Source organism: Apibacter mensalis (genome assembly GCF_001418685.1).
Classification (GTDB): Bacteria; Bacteroidota; Bacteroidia; order Flavobacteriales; family Weeksellaceae; genus Apibacter; species Apibacter mensalis.
On sequence record NZ_LIVM01000003.1, the window covers coordinates 55,521 to 78,851 of the forward strand.

General features: G+C 32.2%; 13 protein-coding genes. 10 read left to right on the forward strand and 3 right to left on the reverse strand.

Annotated features, from left to right (window positions below):
* The first annotated feature begins 3 nt into the window (after positions 1-3).
* Positions 4-1,752: a TonB-dependent receptor gene (locus tag ASC36_RS02790; RefSeq protein ID WP_055424971.1), complete on the forward strand. Its 1,749-nt coding sequence runs from the start codon at positions 4-6 to the stop codon at positions 1,750-1,752.
* Positions 1,753-1,818: 66 nt separating this feature from the next.
* A complete protein-coding gene (locus ASC36_RS02795) occupies positions 1,819-2,040 on the forward strand; it encodes a hypothetical protein (RefSeq protein ID WP_055424972.1) in 222 nt (73 codons plus the stop codon).
* Here the strand turns inward: ASC36_RS02795 and ASC36_RS02800 are convergent.
* The 3 genes from ASC36_RS02800 to ASC36_RS02810 all read right to left on the reverse strand — a co-directional run bounded on the left by ASC36_RS02800 (position 2,035) and on the right by ASC36_RS02810 (position 5,524).
* A complete protein-coding gene (locus tag ASC36_RS02800; RefSeq protein WP_055424973.1) occupies positions 2,035-2,835 on the reverse strand; it encodes a rhomboid family intramembrane serine protease in 801 nt (266 codons plus the stop codon). The two genes, ASC36_RS02795 and ASC36_RS02800, sit on opposite strands and share 6 nt — an antisense overlap.
* Before the next feature lie 125 nt (positions 2,836-2,960).
* Positions 2,961-3,830, reverse strand: coding sequence for a DUF2911 domain-containing protein (locus ASC36_RS02805; protein WP_055424974.1), 870 nt, complete (start codon positions 3,828-3,830; stop codon positions 2,961-2,963).
* Positions 3,831-3,841: 11 nt separating this feature from the next.
* Entirely contained in the window at positions 3,842-5,524 is a 1,683-nt protein-coding gene (locus ASC36_RS02810; RefSeq protein ID WP_055424975.1) for a glutamine--tRNA ligase/YqeY domain fusion protein, read from the reverse strand.
* A gap of 187 nt (positions 5,525-5,711) precedes the next feature.
* Here ASC36_RS02810 and ASC36_RS02815 point away from each other — a divergent pair, with 187 nt between their 5' ends.
* The 8 genes from ASC36_RS02815 (at position 5,712) to ASC36_RS02850 (ending at position 23,331) form a co-directional block, all read left to right on the forward strand.
* Complete coding sequence (locus ASC36_RS02815; RefSeq protein WP_055424976.1) at positions 5,712-7,268, forward strand: sensor histidine kinase; 1,557 nt, start codon at positions 5,712-5,714, stop codon at positions 7,266-7,268.
* A gap of 7 nt (positions 7,269-7,275) precedes the next feature.
* Positions 7,276-7,980 carry a response regulator transcription factor gene (locus ASC36_RS02820; RefSeq protein ID WP_055424977.1) on the forward strand — a complete coding sequence of 235 codons (705 nt, stop codon included), beginning with the start codon at positions 7,276-7,278 and terminating at the stop codon, positions 7,978-7,980.
* 108 nt (positions 7,981-8,088) lie between these two features.
* On the forward strand, positions 8,089-9,453 hold the full coding sequence (locus ASC36_RS02825) for an MATE family efflux transporter (RefSeq protein ID WP_073961196.1): 1,365 nt from the start codon (positions 8,089-8,091) through the stop codon (positions 9,451-9,453).
* A 172-nt stretch (positions 9,454-9,625) separates the two neighbouring features.
* A complete protein-coding gene (locus ASC36_RS02830; RefSeq protein ID WP_055424978.1) occupies positions 9,626-16,765 on the forward strand; it encodes a type I polyketide synthase in 7,140 nt (2,379 codons plus the stop codon).
* An 8-nt stretch (positions 16,766-16,773) separates the two neighbouring features.
* Positions 16,774-21,102: a type I polyketide synthase gene (locus ASC36_RS02835; RefSeq protein ID WP_055424979.1), complete on the forward strand. Its 4,329-nt coding sequence runs from the start codon at positions 16,774-16,776 to the stop codon at positions 21,100-21,102.
* The gene (locus ASC36_RS02840; RefSeq protein WP_055424980.1) at positions 21,090-21,389 is read left to right on the forward strand and encodes an acyl carrier protein; all 300 of its coding nucleotides are present in this window, start codon (positions 21,090-21,092) and stop codon (positions 21,387-21,389) included. The genes ASC36_RS02835 and ASC36_RS02840 overlap by 13 nt, the downstream gene beginning before the upstream one ends.
* On the forward strand, positions 21,367-22,128 hold the full coding sequence (locus ASC36_RS02845) for an alpha/beta fold hydrolase (protein WP_055424981.1): 762 nt from the start codon (positions 21,367-21,369) through the stop codon (positions 22,126-22,128). Before ASC36_RS02840 ends, ASC36_RS02845 begins: the two co-directional genes overlap by 23 nt.
* 15 nt (positions 22,129-22,143) lie before the next feature.
* Positions 22,144-23,331, forward strand: a complete 1,188-nt coding sequence (locus ASC36_RS02850) for a glycosyltransferase (RefSeq protein ID WP_055424982.1) — start codon at positions 22,144-22,146, stop codon at positions 23,329-23,331.

The window sequence follows — 23,331 nt, forward strand, 5'->3', positions numbered from 1 at the left end:
TTTATGAATATTCAATATAAAATACTGACTCTCATCATATTAGCAACCATCTTAACCACAACAGGATATTCTCAGATTAAAGAAGAAATATTAACTATTGGAAAAAAGAAAAATCCGGATGTTAATGTAAAAAATATAGAGAAAAAAAAGACTGAACCGGATAAATATCCGCCTTCCAATGAAAACAACTCAATAAAAAAGGATTCATTAAATTATTCTATTATTGATGTTCCTGCAGTTTCTGAATTTCAGACTTCTCAACTCTCCCCTCAATCTTTAAATACTGATTTTACTAATTCTTATTATGATAATCATGCAAAGATTGGATATGGAACTAGAAATACGGTGCTGGGTGATCTATATTTTAATTATCCGGTAAATAATAATTTGACCGGTATAAAAGTGTCTGCACTTTCTACTGATGGTCCCAAAAACAAATATGATTGGAAGACCTCTTCTTCTACTATAGATGCAGAAGCTTTTTATATTTTTAAATTAAAAACCGGAAAATTACATTTTGCTGGAAATTATACCTACAACGGAACTAATTATTATGGTCTCAATACTCCTGAAATACATGCCAATCCCGGAATGAATTTAAGACAAACTACCAATCAACTTACCTTTAAATCCGATTATAATATGTATAGTAATAATTATCTGGATAAAGCCTTCTTAAAAGCCGGATATATGTGGGACAAATTTGATTCCAATGAAACTTTTATAGATCTCAAAGCAAAACTGGCCAAGAGTTCAGAAAATGCAAATCTTATGCTTCCCGGATTAAATTTTGGAGTAGAAGCTGATGTTTTGTTTAACTATACCTACACACATTTCGGATTAGATACAAAAAATAAATATTCTTTCTTAACTGCCGGATTTTCTCCCGTATTACGAATTTCCAGCCAAGGTTCTTATCTGAAGGTTGGTGCTAATATTGCTTATAATGGTGAATGGGAAGGTAATAATACTAAAATTTTCTTCCATCCTAAAGCGGAATTTTTATTCAATGCTGCTAGAGAAATCAATGTATATGCAGGTATCGATGGTGGATTAAAACTTACTAATATGTCCGACTTATTTTCAGAAAATCCTTATTTATATTCCAATCAACTGCTCAGACCTACCAATATTCTTTATAAAGTATATGGAGGGGTAAAAGGTGATATAGATGAAGGTATTAAATACGAAGCAGAAGGATCCTTTAGTAAAGCCGAAAATCTTTATTTTTATATGAGAAATCCTTATGATCTTACTTTCCCTTCCATTTTAAAGCCTTATAACAGATTAAATACTTTTAATGCAGTTTATGATGATGGTAATATTATTACCGTTAAAGGTGCTTTACAATATTTTTGGAAATCAGACCTGGGCATTGGATTGGAGGGAGAATATCATAACTATGATCTTGATGAACTTAAACACGCTTATAATTTACCCAATTATAGGGTTGGTATAGACGCAAATTATAAAGCCCTAGAGGATAAATTAAAATTAGAAGCAAAATTGTTTTTTACCGGTGAAAGAAAGAGCAATTATTTCTACTACGACATAACCTCTTTATCGATTAAGGAGGGAATAACAACTTTAGACAGTTATATTGACCTTAATTTTTCGGCTTCTTATAAATTGTTAACCAATTTCTCAATTTTTATAAACGGGACCAATTTATTCAGCAAAAACTATGAAAGATTTCAAGGCTATAAAGTCTTAGGAGCCCAAGTATTGGGGGGAATTTTGGTTCAATTTTAATGTATTTATGACATGAAAATAAATAACATAAAAATTTTATTCTTTTATTAATTTAAACAGATATTTATGATAGAAAAATTACGTACCCTATTTGAAGCAAACGGATTTGAAGTAATTTCCCGTGTTTCGGAAAAATTCGGCGTACGGGCGTCCAAACTAAGGCTTTTATTTATTTACCTGTCATTTATTACTTTAGGGGGGATTTTTGCTTTATATCTTACCGGTGCATTTTTTCTGTGGATCAAAGACAGCATTGTCACTAAACGACCTTCCGTATTTGACCTATAACTGCTCCTGATTTTTTAAAGAATCGTTTTCATCAACCTTATGGAGATCGTTACCTTTTTTTGTTTCAGAAGTTGGATTAGATTCTGATGAATCCTTGTCATGAAAATATTCAGGATACTCCATTTGGTATATTTCCCAAAGTATTTCATCTTCAGATTGATCATATTCTTTCTTTTCCCAATGAGGTTTCTGTCTTTTTTTTCCAAATTTCCTTAACATATAAGCTAATATAAACCCTGTTGCAGCCCCTGAAAGATGACTTTCCCATGAGATATGTCGTTCATCGTAAATACCAAAAAACTCCCTGGGAAATATTCCCCAAACCATACTGCCATAGAAAAAAACGACTATCAATGATACAGCCATTAATGTTTTTTCATATCTAAAAATTCCGCTAAAAAAAAGAAATGAAGCCAATACATAAATAATTCCGCTGGCTCCTATATGACAGGACAAAATTGAGGAATCCATTATCGAGAAATTTGGTAATAGCCAAACCACAAAGCCTGATATTAACCATCCATTTAGTAATACAAAGTAAGCTAATCTTTCATAAAATTGAAAAGTAAAAAATGTTAATACAAATAAGGGTACTGTATTACTTAGTATGTGTGTGAGGTTTCCATGAAATAATGGTGCCAATATGATCCCCCTTAACCCACGAATGTTAAGAGGAATTATACCATAACATTCTTTGAAAGCTATCAGACTTTGTATTAGAAATATAAACCAAATTGCTCCTATAAGTATAGTTGGAACAATAATCGCTTCTTTACGTATAGGAAATTTATGCACTTACCTACATTTACAAATTAAAATGTTTTTTACAATACTGTAAAATCAGAATATTTTAAATTACTTAATAATAAAAACGGTAAGAAATATCTTACCGGTCCAGTTTTTTTTATGTTAATAACAAACTATAGTATCTTTTTCCATTCTTTAATAGCTTCGGTATTTATTTTGATATAATCCTTATTTCCTTCTTTTTGAGCTCCTTCTAAAGATTTTTCAGCAGATTCAATAGCTCCTTTTATGTCTCCCAATTTAGCCTGAATTTGTGATTTAACTTTAAAAAACCAATAGGGGGATTCTCCTTGTTTCAATTCAATGGCTCTATTGATCCAATTCAAAGCTTTCTTCATATCTCCGTTGGATTGCAAATAATAATTTGCTGAAGCATAATAGGCATTAGCATCTGCTCTAGGGTTGGATAAAATACCATCTATACTTGCATTAGCTATTTTTTGTGTTGGTACATTGAAAGTTACATCTACCAGTACTTGATCCCACATAAATTGTAAATGTGCTGAGTTATCTGAAAGATTATTAATGCCTATAGTAAATGATTCAACAGATTCGGCTAATTTTTTTACCGGTACAGTTGTCTTTAAAACTACCTTATTATTGTCCCATTTTTCAGGAGTTCCCCAATTTTCCGAATCTGAATAAAAAATTATCTCCCATTTATCTTCATAGGGTATCGTATATATAGCATATTTACCTTTTGGAATAGTTTTACCATCAATTTCAATATCATCTCCAAACTTGATGGTCGTATTCTCATTGGCACCTGTTCTCCATACTTGTCCATAAGGTACCAGTCCGCCAAAAATTACTCTTCCTTTTTTATTAGGTCGAGAATATACATATTCTACATCTGTTAAACCAACCATCTGCTCAACTTCCGCTTTTAAACTTGCTGCCGGAGTTTTTACTTGTTGAGCTTCACTAAAAAGTGAAAAAGACAAAAGAACGGTTAGAGCGGTTAGTGAGATTATTTTTTTCATATTTTATAACTTTATTTATTAGCGATTTTAGCCCAAGTATCTTTTAATGTTACTGTTCTGTTAAAAATAAGATGATCTTCCTTAGAATCGTCATCTACTGCAAAATAACCAAGTCTTTGAAATTGATATTTAGTACCAATTTTTGTACCATACAGGCTGGGCTCGGCATATCCGTAAATAGTTTTTAAAGAATCCTGATTTAAGAAATTTAAAAAATCTCCCTCTTGTGTATCCGGAGATTCTTCTTTAAATAGACGATCATAAATTCTTACCTCTATAGGTAATGCATGTTTTACCGATACCCAATGCAAAGTTCCTTTCACCTTTCTCATACTTTCCTCTGTACCGCTACCGCTCTTACTTTTATCATCATACGTGCAATAAATAGTTTGTATTATACCATTTGAATCTTTTTCTATTGATTCAGCTTTAATAATATAAGCACCTTTTAATCTTACCTCTCCCCCTAAGGTCAATCGGAAAAATTTCTTTGGGGCTTCTTCCATAAAATCTTCTCTTTCAATATAAATTTCTCTTGAAAAGGGAACTTCTCTTTCTCCTGCTTCTAGGTTTTCCGGATTATTTTCAATAATAACTACCTCTTCCTTGTCCTCAGGGTAATTAGTAATTACAACTTTAACAGCATTAATTACAGCCATCACTCGGGGTGCAATCTTATTTAAATGATCTCTGACCGTAAATTCTAATAAAGCAAAATCAATAATATTATCTCTTTTAGCTACCCCTACTCGTTCCATAAAATCTTTAATAGCTTCAGGAGTATACCCTCTCCTTCTCATTCCTGAAACTGTAGGCATACGTGGATCATCCCAACCCGATACATAGTTACCTTCTACTAAACGCAATAATTTTCGTTTGCTGGTAATCGTATAACTTAAATTTAATCTGGCAAATTCGCGTTGCTTACTTTTAACTTTTGTAGGGTCATAAACTTGATCCAAAAACCATTCATATAAGGGTCTATGATTTTCAAATTCCAATGAACATAAGGAATGGGAAACCTGCTCTATATAATCCGATTCTCCATGTGTCCAATCATATAAGGGATAAATACACCACCGGTTACCGGTTCTTTGATGATGTTTTTTTAATATACGATACATAACCGGGTCTCTCATATTCATATTGGGAGATTTCATATCTATTTTTGCACGAAGCACACAACTTCCTTCCTCAAATTCTCCCTCTTTCATTCTTTTAAAAAGATCAAGGTTTTCTTCTATGCTTCTGTTTCTATAGGGACTTTCAATACCTTCTTCAAAAGGATTTTTTTTCTGCTCATTGATTTGTTCCGAGGTCTGATTATCTACATAAGCTTTTTCTTCTTTAATCAATTTTACGGCCCATTCATATAATTGTTGAAAATAATCAGAAGCATAGCATTCCTTATCCCAAGTATAGCCCAACCATTCTACATCCTTCCTTATCGCATTTACATATTCTTGATCTTCTTTTACCGGGTTGGTATCATCAAAACGCAAATTAACAGGAACTTTATATTTCTGCCCCAATCCGAAATTTATCCATATAGCTTTAATATGACCTATATGAAGATAGCCATTGGGTTCAGGTGGAAATCTAAACCTCAACTTTTCTTTAGGAAAACCGTTTTCCAAATCCTCTTCAATTATCTGTTCTATAAAATTTAAAGTTTTTTTTTCTTCTTGGTGCATAATATAATATAGTTATAGACCTACAAATTTAATTCATTTTTAAAATTAATCTTCATATAATATTTCAAACATATAAAATATTTCGATTGATTTACTTTCAAGTAAGATAAAATCTAAAAAATATTTAAAATTAGCTAATTGTAACAATTTCATCAGTTAATCAGTCAAAAATGTTTAATTTTGTACAATGAAGGAACGTTTCATCCCCATTTTATCAGGATTAATGACTATTTCCCTTATAGTTTTTGTGGGATTGCAGATTTTTTGGTTAAAGCAAGCTATAGATGACGGAGAACAGGATTTTTCATCTCGGGTTTATAAAGCGTTAAATAACTCTTCCAAAAAAATTAATACAATTGAAATTAACAAATTTTATAAACCTTTTACCAATTTTTACCAGGATATAAATAATCAGAAAGATTCCAGCACTATCCAAACAGCCATGAGTGTTATTGATTCTCAGTCTGTTAAATATATCATTTATAAAAAAACAATTGTAAATAAAAAGCCACTAATCATTCCTTTTTCCAAAAAGGATACGTTGAAAATAACCAATTTATTAACCGATGAAGGAGTTTTAAAAATTAAAAAAGATTCCCTTCATCCTAACATTAAACCGATAGAAAAAAACATAGAAAATAGTTTTGTAAGCCCTAAATTTACCTTAGATGAATTTGCAAGATTAAGTGTAAACCAAATGAGTCTGGAATCTAGAATTAATATGCAGCTAATAGATTCTGTGGTAAACTTAGAATTAAAAAAACATAATATTGATACTGATTTTAAATGCGGAGTTCTTAATAATAAGCTTCAATTGACTAAAATTCATAGTGATGATTTCATCTTAAGTAATAAGTTTACTCAAAATTACAATGTTGTTTTATTTTCTGATGGCAAAGATACTACTCAATATTATCTATCCGTGTATTTTCCTTCTAAACAATATTCCGTCCTTAATCCAATTTTGGGAGCTATTGGAGTAACTGTTGCATCCACATTGGTTATTATTGCCATATACATCGCCTCTATATATTATATGTCTCAGCAAAAAAAGATCTCTGAAATAAAAACAGATTTCATTAATAATATGTCCCATGAATTTAAAACTCCTATAGCAACCATTAATATTGCTACAGATGCGTTGAATTCTGAAAAAGTTCAATCAGAACCGGAAAAGATGAAATTTTATACCTCTTTAATAAAGCAAGAAAATGAAAGAATGAAAAAACAGGTAGAAATGGTTTTGCAAATGTCAAAACTTGAACGCAATGCACTTCAACTTATTAAAAAAGAAACCGATATTAGACAAATTTTAAAAAACAGCATTAAAACTGTTCGCGTACAAGTAGAACAAAGAGGGGGGACTATTAAAGAGCAATACTTAGCTGAAAAATATGTTGGAAATGTAGATGGGTTCCACCTTACGAATACTTTTGTAAATATATTAGACAATGCAAATAAATATTCACTTGAAAAACCTGAAATATCTGTTAAAACTTATAATGAAAAAAATGATTATGTAGTTGAAATAGCAGATAAAGGCAAAGGAATGTCTGAAAACGTTATAAAAAAAATATTTGAAAAATTTTATCGCGAAGAAACAGGAAATATACATAATGTAAAAGGTCACGGTCTAGGATTAGCCTACGTAAAAAATATTATTAACTTACATAATGGTGGTATTAAAGTTGTTAGTAAATTACATAAAGGAACCACCTTTATTGTACGAATTCCTCTAAAATAAAAATATTATGGATAAAAAAGTAAAGCTATTATTAGTAGAAGATGATCCAAGCTTTGGTGCTGTTTTAAAAGATTACCTCTCTATTCACGATTACGATGTAACTCTATCCGTTGATGGTGAGGATGGTTTAGAAAAATTTAAAGCAGACAATTTTGACATTTGTCTATCCGATGTGATGATGCCAAAAAAAGACGGCTTTACATTAGCTAAAGAAATCATTGACATTAATCCAGATGTTCCGATTATCTTTTTAACAGCTAAAAATATGCGCGAGGACATTCTCACCGGATATAAACTTGGTGCTAATGATTATATAACTAAACCGTTTGATTCTGAAGTTTTATTGTATAAAATTAACGCAGTTCTGCAAAGGAATTCTAATTCTTCCACTAGTTCTGAATATGAAGACAAAGAAATCTACGAAATTTCTAATTTTAAATTTAATACCAGGTTAAGACAATTAGAAGTTAATGGTAAAATGCACAAACTATCGCCTAAAGAGAACGAACTATTAAAACTCCTATGCAAATATAAAAACGATCTCATGCCTAGAGAAGAAGCACTTACAAAAATTTGGCATAATGATAATTATTTTACTTCTCGCAGTATGGATGTGTATATTGCTAAAATTAGGAAATTATTAAAAGATGATGACGATGTAGAAATTGTAAATATTCATGGAGAAGGATTTCGCTTGTTGGTGAAAGACTAGCTATGAAATAGATTATTAATTGTCACTTATCAAAGAATTAATAGCCTATTCTTTAAATTTTAATTAACTAACTATTTATATTAAACAACAGACGATCTTATTTTACGAATGGAAGCTATAGATAAATCTCAAAACATATCAGAGTTAGAGAATGAAAAACCTCGAAAACTTATTTGGAAATATGCAATTCCGGCAATTATAGGAACCATAGTAATTGCTTTATACAATATTATAGACAGCATTTACATAGGTCATGGAGAAAATTTGGGAGATCATGCTATAGGCGGACTGGGAGTTCTTCTCCCAATTATGAACCTTATCTCAGGAATAGGTATGCTAGTAGGATCAGGTGCTTCCACACGTACCTCTATTTTCTTAGGTCAAAAAGACATTAAATCAGCAAATTGCGTATTGGGTAATTCCATTGTATTAGCTATAGTATTAACCCTATTATTAATTATAGGTATTTATACCTATATGGACTCAATACTTACAGCTATCGGATCCACTCCTCAAACATTTCCATTTGCAAAAGAATTCTTACTTTATTATCTCCCGGGAAATGTATTTTTAACAGTAAATTATGCTCTCAACAGCATCATGCGTGCTTCAGGATACCCTAAAAAAGCTATGTATATGATGCTTATAGGGGTTGTTGCTAATATTATTTTAGCACCTGTTTTTATATTCATCTTACAATGGGGAATGAAAGGAGCTGCCATAGCTACTAACCTATCAATGGCTATAGGCTTGTGTGTAGTTTTAAAGCATTTTTTTAAATCTAACGCCATTGTTTCATTTCAATGGGACAGCTTAAAACCCAATTTTAAAATCATATGGTCAATTATTAATGTGGGATTTGCTCCTTTTTTTATGTTAATTGCTGCATCTATTGTCGTTTTGTTCATTAATAACAGGCTAAATGTATATGGAGGCAGCACAGCTATAGAAGCTTATACCATAGCCAATCGTCTTATAATGGTATTTATAATGGTATTAGTAGGATTAACACAAGGAATGCAACCCATAATAGGATATAATTATGGGGCTAAAAATATGAGCAGAGTTAAAGAAACTTTGTCTTATAGTCTTAAAGCCGGTTTGTTCATTGGGTGTTTAGGATTTTTATTCGGTTTTTTATTACCGGAACTAGTGGTTACTCCCTTTAACCCATCACCAAAATTAGCAAAAGAAGCTTCTCTAGCTTTACAAATTATGACCATTACTTTACCATTAAGCGGTATTCAAATGGTTATTTCCAATTTCTTTCAATGTATTGGAAAAGCAGTTATTGCTTTTATTTTAAGCATGAGCAGGCAATTCTTAGTACTTGTACCTTCTCTATTTATTTTACCTAACTATTTAAAATTAAATGGAGTGTGGTACTCAATACCCCTATCCGACACCATCTCAACTATTTTAGCTTTGATCATCTTTATTTGGCAGATTCGTAAGTTCAAAAACTTAATATAAACTATTACTAATAAAACGTTAAAATTAGTTTTTTTTGTTTATATTTGCGTTTCGATTCCATCTTTAAAGATAAGTGGAATATGTTTAGTTAATACTGTATGATCCTAGATTATCCTAAGTAGTAAAAAACATTGATAAGTTAAATATTTACTAAATACAATTTTTTTAAGCCATGCAAGAAAAAAAAGAGTTATTTGTTCTTTCTCCTTTTGAATTACCTGACGTTGATCTAGCCTTAAAAACTATTAAAACCGGGGCTTTTCCAATCCTACATTTAGGAAGAGATAAAAACAAAGCTATTCAAAGTTTAAATGAACTTTCTGAAAAAACAAGAGAATCATTTGGAGTATGTTTTGTGTCAGAATCAATGGCTGACCTTCCACTTCCTGAAAATGTAACCAAAGTATTTATTCCTTTTAATTTTAAAATTTCTGTTAAAAAAAATGTAGAAATTTTCCATCAAGTTCACTCCCTAGACGAGGCTGAAGAAGCCATCAAAAAAGGAGTAGAATCTATTATATTAAAAGGAAATGAAGGTGCAGGAAAAGTGGCTTATGAATCTTCATATGTTCTTTTTCAAGGAATTAAAAACAAGCACAAGAAATTAAAAACTAAAATTTATATACAAGGAGGAATGGGTATTCATACCTCTGCTGCCGCATTAGCAATGGGTGCAAAAGGTATCATACTTGATAGTCAAATTGCTCTTTTCCCAGAATGTAGCATTTCTAAAGATTTAAAAAATATTTTTAATAAACTAAGTGGAAGCGAAACTGTTATTATTGACAATTTCAGAATCTTACTTAGAAAAAATTCACCAGAATTACCAATACAAGCAAAATTTGAAGATATTTTACCTTTTTTAGGAGGACTTGATCTTTCTCAAAATATAATTCCCATGGGGCAAGACATTTGCTTATCTGTGGATTTTGTAGAACGATATAAAAAGCTTGAAAATTTAATCGTTGCTTTACAAGAAGCTGCCTACGGACACTTATTACAAGCTAAAAATTTAAATATAATCGGAGAGAATAGTCCTCTTGCCAAAGAATTAGGAACCAGGTTTCCAATTGCTCAAGGTCCAATGGCCAGAGTTAGTGATGTTCCTGAATTTGCAGAAAAAATTGCCAGCGAAGGTGGTGTTCCATTTATAGCTATGAGCCTTATGATAGGTCAGGCAGCTAAGGATGCTGTTCAAAAAACACACGATCTGTTAAAAGATAAGGCTTGGGGAGTGGGTATATTAGGATTTGCTCCCGCACAACTGCGTGAAGAACAAATGAAATATATCCTTGAAAGTAAACCACCGTTTATTATCATTGCAGGAGGACGCCCTTCGTTAGCTAAACCTTATGAAAAAGAAGGTATTAAAGCGTTTTTACATGTACCGTCCGTATCACTATTGGACATGTTTTTAAAAGAAGGTGCCAGAAATTTCATTTTTGAAGGAAGAGAAAGCGGTGGGCATGTTGGACCCTTACCAAGTATGGTGCTTTGGGAAAAACAAATCTATCGATTATTGAAAGACGATCATCCCGGTACGTTAAATATTTTCTTTGCAGGAGGAATTCATGACGCGTTCTCATCAGCATTTATCTCTATTATGTCTGCATCATTAGCAGCTAAAGGAGCAAAAATTGGTATATTGATGGGTACCTCTTACCTATTTACAAAAGAGGCTGTTGAAACAGGTGCTATTTCGGACGAATATCAAAAACAATCAGTAGCTCATGATAAAACTATTTTATTAGAAGCTGCTCCTGGCCAAGAAACCAGAGCTTTACCTACTCCTTTTACAAAATTATTTGACCAAGAAAAACAACGTTTATTTGCTGAAGGTTTAGATTCCAAAGAAGTTTGGTTAAAGCTGGAAGAAATGAACTTGGGCCGCCAAAGAATAGCGGCAAAAGGTATTGAAAGGCAAGGTAAAGAGCTTATTAAACTAACCAATGAAGAACAATTAAATAAAGGGGTATTTATGATAGGTCAAGTAGGCGTCTTAAGAGACAATTCTACTACCATAAAACAGCTTCATAAAGACGTAGCCATAGAAAGTAAAAAAGTCCTTTCACAATTAGATAATCTTACAGAACCAACAAAAGATCCTAGTGGTACTAAGTTAGCAATTGTAGGTATGGCCGGTATTTTCCCACAAGCCAAAACATTAGAGGAATACTGGAAAAATATTTTATCAGGAAAAGATTGTGTTACGGAAGTTCCGGATGATCGATGGAATAAAGAACTATTTTATAATCCCGACACTCGAGACACTGATTTTGTTTCTTCTAAGTGGGGCGGATTTATACCTACTATAGATTTTGATCCATTAGAATTTGGTATTCCACCACAATCTTTAGCATCTATAGAGCCGGTACAGTTATTAAGTCTTCTGGTAGCTAAAAGAGCATTAGAAGATGCCGGTTATGATATGAAAACTTTCGATGGAGAAAATACATCTGTTATTATAGGTGCTGAAGGAGCTACAGAATTAGCATCAAGTTATGGATTTAGGGGTTATGCTAAGCAAGTATTCGGAAATCTTCCGGAAGAACTTAAAAATATGCTTCCCAAATTAAATGAAGACTCCTTTCCGGGGGTTTTATCCAATGTTGTAGCCGGAAGAATCACTAACAGGCTAAACTTAGGAGGTACCAATTATACGGTAGATGCAGCGTGTGGAGCATCTCTAGCTGCAGTAGATATAGGTTGCCAAGAATTACAAAATTACAGAACAGATATTGCCATTATAGGAGGAGCAGATTTACATAATGGGTTAAATGACTTCTTAATGTTCTCAGCTACACATGCATTGTCAAAAAAAGGAAAATGCGCTTCATTTGACGCTAATTCTGATGGAATCGCTTTAGGTGAAGGTATTGGAATGATTGTAGTAAAAAGATTGGAAGATGCAGAACGCGATGGGGACAGAATATATGCTGTAATAAGAGGAACAGGTGCCAGCAGTGACGGTAAGAGCTTAGGTATGACTGCTCCAAATAAAAGAGGTCAGATGAAAGCGCTGCAAAGAGCATACAAACATGCTGGTGTTTTACCTTCAGAAGTCGAATTAATCGAAGCACACGGTACAGGTACTGTTGTAGGAGATAAAACAGAATTAAGCGCATTGACTGAAATGTTTTTAGAGTCCGGAGCCTTAGTGGGACAGACTCATTTAGGATCTGTAAAAACTCAAATCGGACATACAAAATGTGCCGCCGGTATGGCAGGATTGATTAAGACAGCTCTTGCAACTTACTATGGTATTCAACCGCCAACTATCAACTTAACTAATCCAAATGCTTTTTATAACAAGGAAAGCAGTCCGTTTAAATTCAATACTAAGGCAGGAATCTGGAGTAGTGAAAAAAGAATATCCGGAATAAGCGCTTTTGGTTTTGGTGGAACCAATTTCCATGTTGTAATGGAAAATTATAAATCAGAAATTCCATCTACAAGCAGCATGACTTCATGGCCTTCAGAATTATTTGTTTTCAAAGGAAGCAACTTACAAGAAGCTAAACAGATTGCTCAAAAAGTTAAAAATTTAATAGAAGCAAATAGTTCTCTGAACTTAAAAGATATAGCCTATAGTTTAGCTACTGATAACAATAAAGAAATTCAAGCTTCGATAGTAGCATCCAATACTACCGAATTAAAAGATAAAATTGATTCCCTTCTTTCAAGCAAAGAAGAATCCGGAGTTTATCTAAGAGCTCCTAAAGAGGGTAAAGTAGCCTTTTTATTTTCCGGGCAAGGAAGCCAAAGAATTAATATGGCTCGTGATCTTTTTGTTGCATTTCCATCCATGAGATCCTTATTACTTCAAAATAAGGAGCTTGAAAAAATATTATTTCCTCACGCAGTCTTCGATGATGAAAGTAAGAAATTACAACAAACTACAATCACTAAAACACAAAATGCTCAGCCTTCTTTAGGTATAGTAGATTACGCCATAGCCAGTTTCTTACGATCTCTGGGAATTGAACCGGACATGATTGCCGGACACAGTTATGGAGAACTTCCAGCACTTTGTTTTGCCGGAGTATTCAAACCTGAAGAATTAGTTTCTTTAAGTAAAAAAAGAGCAAATGCAATTTTAGATGCCGTAGGACAAGATAAAGGCAAGATGATTGCATTAAATCTACCGGAAGGTGAAATAAAATCATTACTAGAGGGAGAAAAAGAAGTATGGGCTGTAAATTTCAATTCTAATAAACAAACCATTCTTGCAGGTTCTACTGCTGCAATGGCTGAGTTTATGAAGAAGCTAACAGATAAGAAAATTACATTTAGAGAATTAGCGGTTGATTGTGCATTCCATAGCCCATTATTAAATAAATCTAAAGAGTTATATTTAAAAGAGCTAGCCACTGTTGACTTTACTTCTCCGACATTATCCATATGGTCTAATACTACCGCAGAGTTATATCCTTCAAAACCTGAAGAAATTAAAAATCGTTTAGCTGAACATTTAATTAACCCTGTATACTTTACTAAAGAAGTTACTAATATGTATGCAGAGGGCGCTCGAGTATTCATTGAAACAGGGCCCGGTAAGGTTTTAATAAATCTTGTTCAATCTATTTTAGGTAATCAAGAAATTACTGTAATACAAACAGAAGAAAAAGAAAAAGAAGGAATTAGCTTTATGCTTAATGCATTGGCTAAGTATATAGCTACCGGCAGGAACATAAATCTGGAAAAATTATTTGAAGGCAGAAAAGTAACTTCTATAAATTTTGACGAACCTGAAAAATATAAAAAGAAAGCTACCAACTGGCTTATCAATGGCCACTATGCTGTTCCATCAGTAGGAAGTCTTCCTCCCAACGGAGCACTTCCAATCACTAAACCGATTAATTTAAATTTTGGAGCGATTTCCGATACTTATACTATGAATAATAATCTTACTCAAGCTGACCATGTTATACTTGAATACCTAGGTAACATGCGATCTATGATACAAAACCAAAGAGACGTCATGTTAGGATACTTTGGTCAAAATCCTTCAACTATTGCTGCTCCTCAAGCAACAACAATACAAGTTCCTTCACAGAGCACTCATATCGCAACCCCTCAACAAACAGTTGTTGTACCGGCCCAAGTCGCTGTACCTGTACAAACTGTCGCCCAAAGCTCAGCACCCGCTTTATCTATACAAGTTATCAAAGATACCTTACTAGATACAGTAAGTGAAAAAACCGGATATCCAATTGATATGCTTGGTTTAGATATGGATTTAGAGGCCGATTTGAGTATAGATTCCATTAAAAGGATGGAAATCATTGGAGCTTTAAAAGAAAAATTGAAAATCAGTGCTGATTTTGAGGAATCAGAAGATGCTATTGAAAAAATGGCTTCTATAAAAACTCTTAGCGGCGTTATCGGTTGGGTTGAAGAATTAGTAAAATCGGAACAACCGGTATCTCATGAAGTTACTGTAGCTACCCATTCATTACCTGCAGCAGCTCCCACTGCTAAAAAGGAAGCTCTTTCCCTGGAAGTAATCAAAGATGCTCTACTAAATACCGTTAGTGAGAAAACCGGGTATCCTATTGATATGTTAGGTTTGGATTTAGATTTAGAAGCAGATCTAAGTATAGATTCCATTAAAAGAATGGAAATTATAGGAGCTTTACGTGAAAAATTAAATATTACTTCTGATTTTGAAGAATCTGAAGATGCTATCGAAAAAATGGCCTCTATAAAAACGCTAAACGGCGTTATCGGCTGGATCGAAGATTTAGCAAATGGAGATTCTTCTAAAAAAGAAGATAATAAAATTGCAGCAGCACCAGCTGTAAATGAGATATCTTTTGATGCTGAATCAATTTCAGAATTAGAAAAAAATCTTGATTCAGATAAAGAAGAGCCTCTTTTAAGAACTCGTTTTGAACTTGAAAAATATCCTGTTAACAAATCGGATAAAATAGAAATAGAAGGCAAAAAATTTGCTATTACTGATGACGGAAAATCTATGGCTAAAGATCTAAAGAAAGCTTTAGAAGCTAAAGGGGCCGTCGTAGATATCATTACAGACAGTAATACAAATCTTGCTTCTTACGATGGACTTCTTATTTTAGATGTTTCGGAATCATCTAAGCATTATACCATTAAAGATGCATTTACTCTAATAAAAGGTGCTGATATGGATCGCATGAAATGGATCTATAGCTTTAGTGATCTTATGGGAGAATTAGAAGGTAAAAAAGATATTAAAGAATTAAAGAAAATTCAAGGTTTTCCAGGATTGATTAAAAGCTTAGCTCGTGAATATTCTAAAATAAATTGTAGAGCGATTATATCTAACACTATCTTTACTTCTAAAAACTTAACACAGATAGTTTTAGATGAAATACAAGCAACAGATATCTCAGCTGAAGTTATTTATAAAGATACAGAACGTTTTCGTTTAAATTTAGTTCCGGAATCTCTGGCTGTAAATGGAAACTCCAAATTAGAATTAGATAAAGAATCTGTTGTTGTTGTTTTAGGCGGAGCCCAAGGAATTACTGCTGAAATAACTAATCAACTTTCTTCTGAATATCCTTGCCATTATATATTGGTAGGACGTTCTGCCAAACCTACAGAAGAAGATAAAAAATACATTTCATTAAAAGATAAAAACGAAATTCGTAAGTATCTTATTAGTGAAGAACAAATGAAAATACCTACTGAAATAGAGAAAAAAGCTCAAAAAATTGATAAGACTAATCACATTATTCATACCATTACCAATATTGAAAAATCTGGATCAAAAGTTACTTATGTTTCGTTAGACGTCACTGATGAAAAAGGATTAAGAAACTTTATAAAAGATACTTATAAGCAGTATGGAAAAATTGATGGTTTTATTCATGCCGCAGGGCTTCTAGTAGATAAATTATTTGTTCATAAAACTACAGAAGCTTTTGAACAAGTATATACTACGAAAATAAACCCATTACATGTTATGCTGGATGAACTTCATTCAGATATTAAATTCATTATTTTCTTTAGCAGTATTGCTTCCGTATATGGAAATAGAGGACAAACTGATTATGCTGCGGCAAACAGTGTTTTTGACTTGACTTCATGGGCAATTAAAGGGAAAACAAATGCCCGAGTAATAACAATTAACTGGGGACCTTGGAAAGGTGCAGGAATGGTTTCATGTGCACTAGAAAATGAATTTAATAAAAGAGGAGTTGCCTTAATACCGTTAAAACAAGGTGCACAAGAGTTTGTTAATGAATTAAAATATGGTAATGACAACCAAGTTTTAATTATGGGGGGAAGTGAGCAAGGTGTAAAACAATTTTTCGGAATCTGAGTATAATTATGAAAGATACAGATATTGCAATTGTAGGAATGTCTTGTTTCCTTCCAGGAGCAAATAATATCAATGATTTTTGGAACAATTTAATAAAAGGAACCTCTTCCATTACCGAAGTTCCTGAAGAAAAAATTGATTCAATCTACTTTAAAAATAATTTAAATAAATTAGATCATATCTATTGTAATAAAGGAGGATTTATTCCTCCTATTACAATTGATATGAATAAAATAGGAATCTCAACTGAGCAAGCACAAAATTTAGATCCTATACAGCTATTAATTATAAAATTAGTATATCAAGCATTAGAAGATGCTTCTGTATTTGAGAAAAGAATTTCTTTAAAAAAATCCTCGATAATAATCGGAAAAGAAAATTACATTGGTTCTAATGACTTAAAATGTATAGATATTGTCCGTACCAGCGAACAACTTGCATTAGCAATTAAAAATATACTCCCATCAATTTCTGATCAAGAAATTGAAAAGGTTAAAGAAGCTTTTCAAAAAGATAGAAGAGCTCAAGAAAGAGATATAAAACTCAAATATACGACTAAATCTATTGCGGGATTAGTTTCCTCTCATTTTAAAACTGAAGGAGCCGCATATACTATTGATGCTTCAGAAGTAAGTTCATTACTTGCAGTTGAGCAATCAATACAGGAATTACTAAATAACAAGGTTGAAATTGCAATAGCCGGAGGTATGCAGTTTAGTCAAAATTCTCCCTATTGGAGTGTTTTTTCCAATTCCGGTTTATTATCTCACAAACAAGAAATTAAACCATTTGATGAAGAGGCTGACGGTATCCTATTAAGTGAAGGGGCCGGTTTTATTGTTTTAAAGAAATTAAGTAAAGCACTTTCAGATAATGATCGTATCTATGCAGTAATTAAAGGAGTCGGAATAGCTTCCAATGGAAATAATTTTTCAAACGGACAAAAAACAGCTATTCAAGAGGCTTGGAAGAATGCAAAAGTAAAAGCAGATAATATTGGATATATAGAGGCAAACGGCACTGCAATTAAAAACAATGATAAAATTGAGGTTGAAGTGCTTTCTGAACTATTTAAAGATGATAAAGTATTAATTGGATCTGTAAAGTCCAACATCGGGCATACTCTTTCCGCGTCCGGTATGGCAAGTATAATTAAAACTGCACTATCCTTATATAATAAGAAAATTCCGGCAACAATACATTGTGAAAAGCCCAATGATATACTGAAAAACACAAAAATTATGCCTGTTTCAGAATTAACTGATTGGAATGAAAAAGAAATTCCATTAAATGCAGGCGTGAGTACATTTGGAATTGACGGAATGAGTGCACATATTGTCTTACAAGCACATGGACATGCAGAGGAAACTCATAAATCAGTTCCGGTTTTTCAAGAAGATGTTATTGCCATTTCCGCAGCAACTAAAGAGGCTTTAATAGAAGCTTTGGATAAAAGAGATTTTTCAATATCGGATCAAACCGGTAATTATCGATTAGTACTTTTTAATCCGACATCAGAACGCATTGAAAAAGCCAAAAAGTTAATCTCAAAAGATAAACCATGGAAAGGTAGACAAGATATTTGGTTCTCCAATAAACCTCTTTTAAGAAATAATGAAAAAATAGCTTTCTTATTTCCCGGATTTGATCCCTCATCCAACCCTGAAGTAGAGAGTATTGCAAAACACTTTGGTTATGAAGTACCGAAAGAAAGAATTACGGGTAATTTACTCCTTGATCAATCTTTTAAGCAATTCCATGGAGGTGAAATTATAGACGGTGCGTTAAAAAAAATGGGTATAAGACCCGATTTAACTGCAGGGCATAGTTTAGGAGAATGGTTTGCTGCTAAATCCGGAGGTCTCGTTTCAGATGAGTCTGTTGAAAATTTATTGAATTCAATGGATCCTGAAAAATACAACATGGACGATGTATATTTCATTGCAGTAGGTGCCGGTACAGAAACAGTAAAACCCATATTAGATAAAATTCAGGATCTTTATCTATCCAATGATAATTGTCCTAACCAGGTTCTATTATGTGGAACTGAAACAGCAAAAGATCAACTAATACAAATCTTAAAATCTAAAAATATCTTTTATCAAGTTTTAGATTTTAAATCCGGTTTTCATTCTCCATTCCTTAAAAAGAAGCTTTATTTATTAGACGATCTTAATTACATTAAGATTGAGAAAAATGATATTCCGGTTTGGTCAGCAACTACGTTAGATGTTTATCCGCATGATTTTGAATCTTTTAAAGAACTTACCATGCAACATCTTACGCAAGCTGTTCTTTTTCGTGAATTAATTGAAAAATTATATGAAAAAGAAAATGTTAGATTTTTTATTCAAATCGGAAGTGGAAGTTTGATTGGATTTGTAGATGATATTCTTAAAAATAAAGAATATGCTGCTATTTCCTCAACAGGACCTAAACTCTCTACTCTGGAACAATTAAGACGGGTACTTTCTTTACTATTTATAGAAGGTAAAGATATTAATATTTCATTTATTGGTCTTAAAAATGAGGAAGCGTCTTCATTGAATGATGAAATTCTTGTTTTTGAAAACCAATCCTTGATAAAAAACTTTCCTTTATTACAAGAATTATCCCACAAAAATAAAATTAAAACTTCAGAATCAGACTCAATAAATTCTCTTTTCATAAAATCCAATCATCCGGTTGTTCAAGCGATGAATGATTACACCAAAGAACTTATTCTTATGCAAAAAGAATTAACTGAGATGGTTGAAAAAAGGAAAACATTTGCTTCGAATTCTGACATTATTGCTACTAACTTTGTATCTTTAAAAGAATATGCTCCTCAGCCGGTTGTTCCTAACACAGGCACTCAAGAGATAAAAGTAGGAAGCTCTTTTGAAGAGAAGTTAAATATCGATCTAAAGAATTACCCTTATATAATAGATCATTCTTTATTCAAACAACCCAAGAATTGGAAAGTTGTTGAAGATTTATGCCCGGTTATACCCATGACAATGACTTTTGAGCTGTTAATTGAAGCAGCTCATAAGCAAAATTTAAATAAAAAAGTTCTTCGTCTGGGGCCTGTAAGTGTATTTCAATGGATGAAAGTTTATAAACCATTCCAACACACTATTGAAGGAACTTGGAAAACTGAAAATGTGGTTTCTCTAAAAATCAAAAATTTTGCTAATGGAGACGTAACATTAGGAGAATCTTTCCCAGATGTAGATCCAGCTTATCTTGAAAACATTGATTTTGGAGAGAATGAAGTAACTTTACCTACTCCAGAAATTATTTATAAAGATCATATGTTCCATGGTCCCGGCTATCAAGGTATTTTAGAAGTTACAAATATTTCCAAAAAAGGTTTACGGGCTATTGTTAAAAAGTCTTTTGGTAAAGGTTCTTTAATGGATACTATTGGACAACTTTATGGATTATATCTTCAATTAATGGTAGAGGGAGAATCCAAAGTAAGCTTTCCTGTAAAAATAGAAGAAATTAATTTTTATCAAAATGTTGAAGATCAGGAAGGAACTTTTGAATGTATTTGTCTTCCTACTTCATTTGTAGATAAATTGGCAACTGCCGACATTATCATGAAACGCGATGGAAAAATCTGGTGTATAATTAAAGGTTGGAAAAACCAAATATTTGAAGGTTTTGATGCAAAACTATGGAACACCAATATGAGTCCATCGGAACATATTTTAGCAAATGAAATAGCTCCAAATGTTTATTTCTTTGATGATAGATATAAAAAAGCCGTAAATCAAGATTTCTTAATGCATATTTATTTAAATACAGATGAAAAACGTCATTACGATTCTCTAATGTTAAATAAGAAAAAAGATTTCTTAATAAGCCGTGTATGTGTTAAAGATAGTGTTAGAAATTATATTAATAATCAATACGGAATAAAATATTTCCCAATTGAATTTAGTATTCAGCATGATGAAAGGAATAAGCCTTCCATACATGGAGTACCGGAAACAGATCCGTTAGAAATTTCAATTGCTCATAAAGGGAGCAATACCGTAAGCATAGTATCCAATAGGCCGGTAGGAATTGATTTAGAAATCATTGAAGAACGTGATAAAGGTTTCTTAGATATTGCATTCACAGAAAAAGAAATAAACCTTATAAAATCAAAAGATGATATTGCAGAATGGAGCACTCGTTTTTGGGTGGCTAAAGAGGCCTATGGGAAAATGCTTGGCATTGGATTAAACGGAAACCCTAAGCAATATGAAGTAACATCAATTGATGGTGAAAATCTAACCATTAATGATACCGTAATAAAAACAAGTAAACATAATAATAAATTCATAATCGGATGGACTCAATAGAAAAACAAAAAGAAAATATTTTTGAAACACTTAAAAAATTTATAACAGAAGTAATTGGCGAAGATGTAGCTGAAGAATTAACTATTGAACCTGAAAGTGTTTTTACCAGAGATTTAGAAATGGATAGTATAGAAATTGTTTCATTCGCAGAGAAAGTAAAAGCTACCTATGGTGACAATATTGATTTTAATGGATGGTTATCAGGTATGGAAATGGATCAATTAATCAATTTATCAATCAACGATGTTGTTAATTATATTGTAGATGCCAATAATTCAAATAAATAATAGAAGAACTCACATATTAGAACTCAATCAAGGAGCTTCCGATACTATTGTAATGGTTCATGGAATGTTTACCAACTTATCCATATTTTATTTTAATATAGCTCCTGAACTTGCTAAAAAATATCACGTGGTTATGTATGATCTACGTAGCCACGGCCTTAGTGGCAAAATCGATAAAGGTTATGATTTGGAAACTCTTTCAAATGATTTGTTAGAATTATTAAATCACTTAAATTTATCGAAAGTGGATTTGGTAGGATATAGCTTTGGTGGTCTAATATCTTTATATACTGCCATTCATAACCAAGATAAAATCAAAAAAATAGCTATTATTGATTCCCCCATTACTGATAAAAATGGAGATACAGAGTTAATTCTTGAAAAATACGGTAATGAGTTCATTGAGCATTATATGAAAAATTATAGTATTTCAACCAATATTACGCCAAATAATAAGCAACTTGAAAAAAGTAAAAAACTATTTGATTTTTTACTTCATGAAACTTCCATGCCTCAGGATTTAATTAAGGATAAGGAATTTTCATCTAAAAAAAATATGAGTCTCATAAAGAATAAAACTTTATTACTTTATGGAAATGAATCGGATTGTTTACCAGATGGAAAGCTTTTAAATTCCTATATTCCTAATTCAACCTTATTTACAGGAACAGGTGATCATAACATTCCTATTCAGAATCCTGAATGGATTAACGAAAAACTGAGTGAATTTTTTACTTAAAAAACTAATTACTACATGGCAAAATTTACTTTTATTGTTCCCCCTCTCACGGGTCACATTAATCCAACATTAAGTCTTGGCAATGAACTTTTAAAAAGAAATCATACTGTTTCCTGGTTTAGTTTAGACGCTAATTTAAAAGATCAACTACCAGAAAAAGGCCAGTTAATTGTTCTTCCTATTGATATGGATGAAATGGCAAAAAAAAAGCTTTTTGAACATGCACAAGAACTTCAAAAAAAGAAAGTATACGGCATAGATAGTCTTAAATTTTTATACGAAGAAGTTCTCACCCCCATGAATTCATTAATGATGAATGGAATAGAAAATGCATTAGATGAATTTAAACCTGATGTTGTTATTTCCGACCATCAAATTTTTGCTGGCGCAACTGCTTCATTTAAAAAAAATATACCATATGCCACTTCTGTTACAGCTCCGGCATCAATTAAAGTTAATCCTTCTTTTCCTAAAATTCATGAGTGGGAAGGTGAGCAGGTAATTGCTTTTCAGAATAAATTCGGTGTTTCAGGAAATGATCGTCTTGATTGTTCAAAATTATTGACATTGGTATATACCTCAAAAGAATTTTTCGGAGAAACTGATTTACCTTCAAATTATAAATTTATTGGACCAGTATTATCACCACGTTCTCAAAAAATTGATTTTGATTGGATAAAATTCGAAAAGATTAGTCAAAATCGTTCAAAAATATTAGTAAGTATAGGAACAACTTTCGATCATACTCAAAAAAAACAATTTTTCAATAAAGTAGTTGAGGCTTTTGCAGGTGAAAATATTACTGTAATTGTAGTGTCTGATCCCGATTTATTTGAAAATATTCCCGATAATTTTATTATCCAAAAACATATACCTCAACTTGAAATAATTCAACATATGCAGGCAGTGGTATGTCATGGAGGAAATAATACAGTCTGTGAAACTCTATCTTATGGAATTCCTTTAATAGTTATTCCAATTGCTTACGATCAATCTTTTGTATCCAGTTGCGTAACAGATAGCGGAGCAGGAATTCGTTTGAATTTTAATCGCTTTAAAACTTCTCATCTAAAAGAAGCTGTTTATTCTATCTTAAATAATGACTTATACAGTAAAAATGCGAAAATGATTCAAAGCTCATTTGAAATAGCCGGAGGAGTTAGCAAAGGAGCAGACTATTTACAAACATTAGTAAAAAATTAA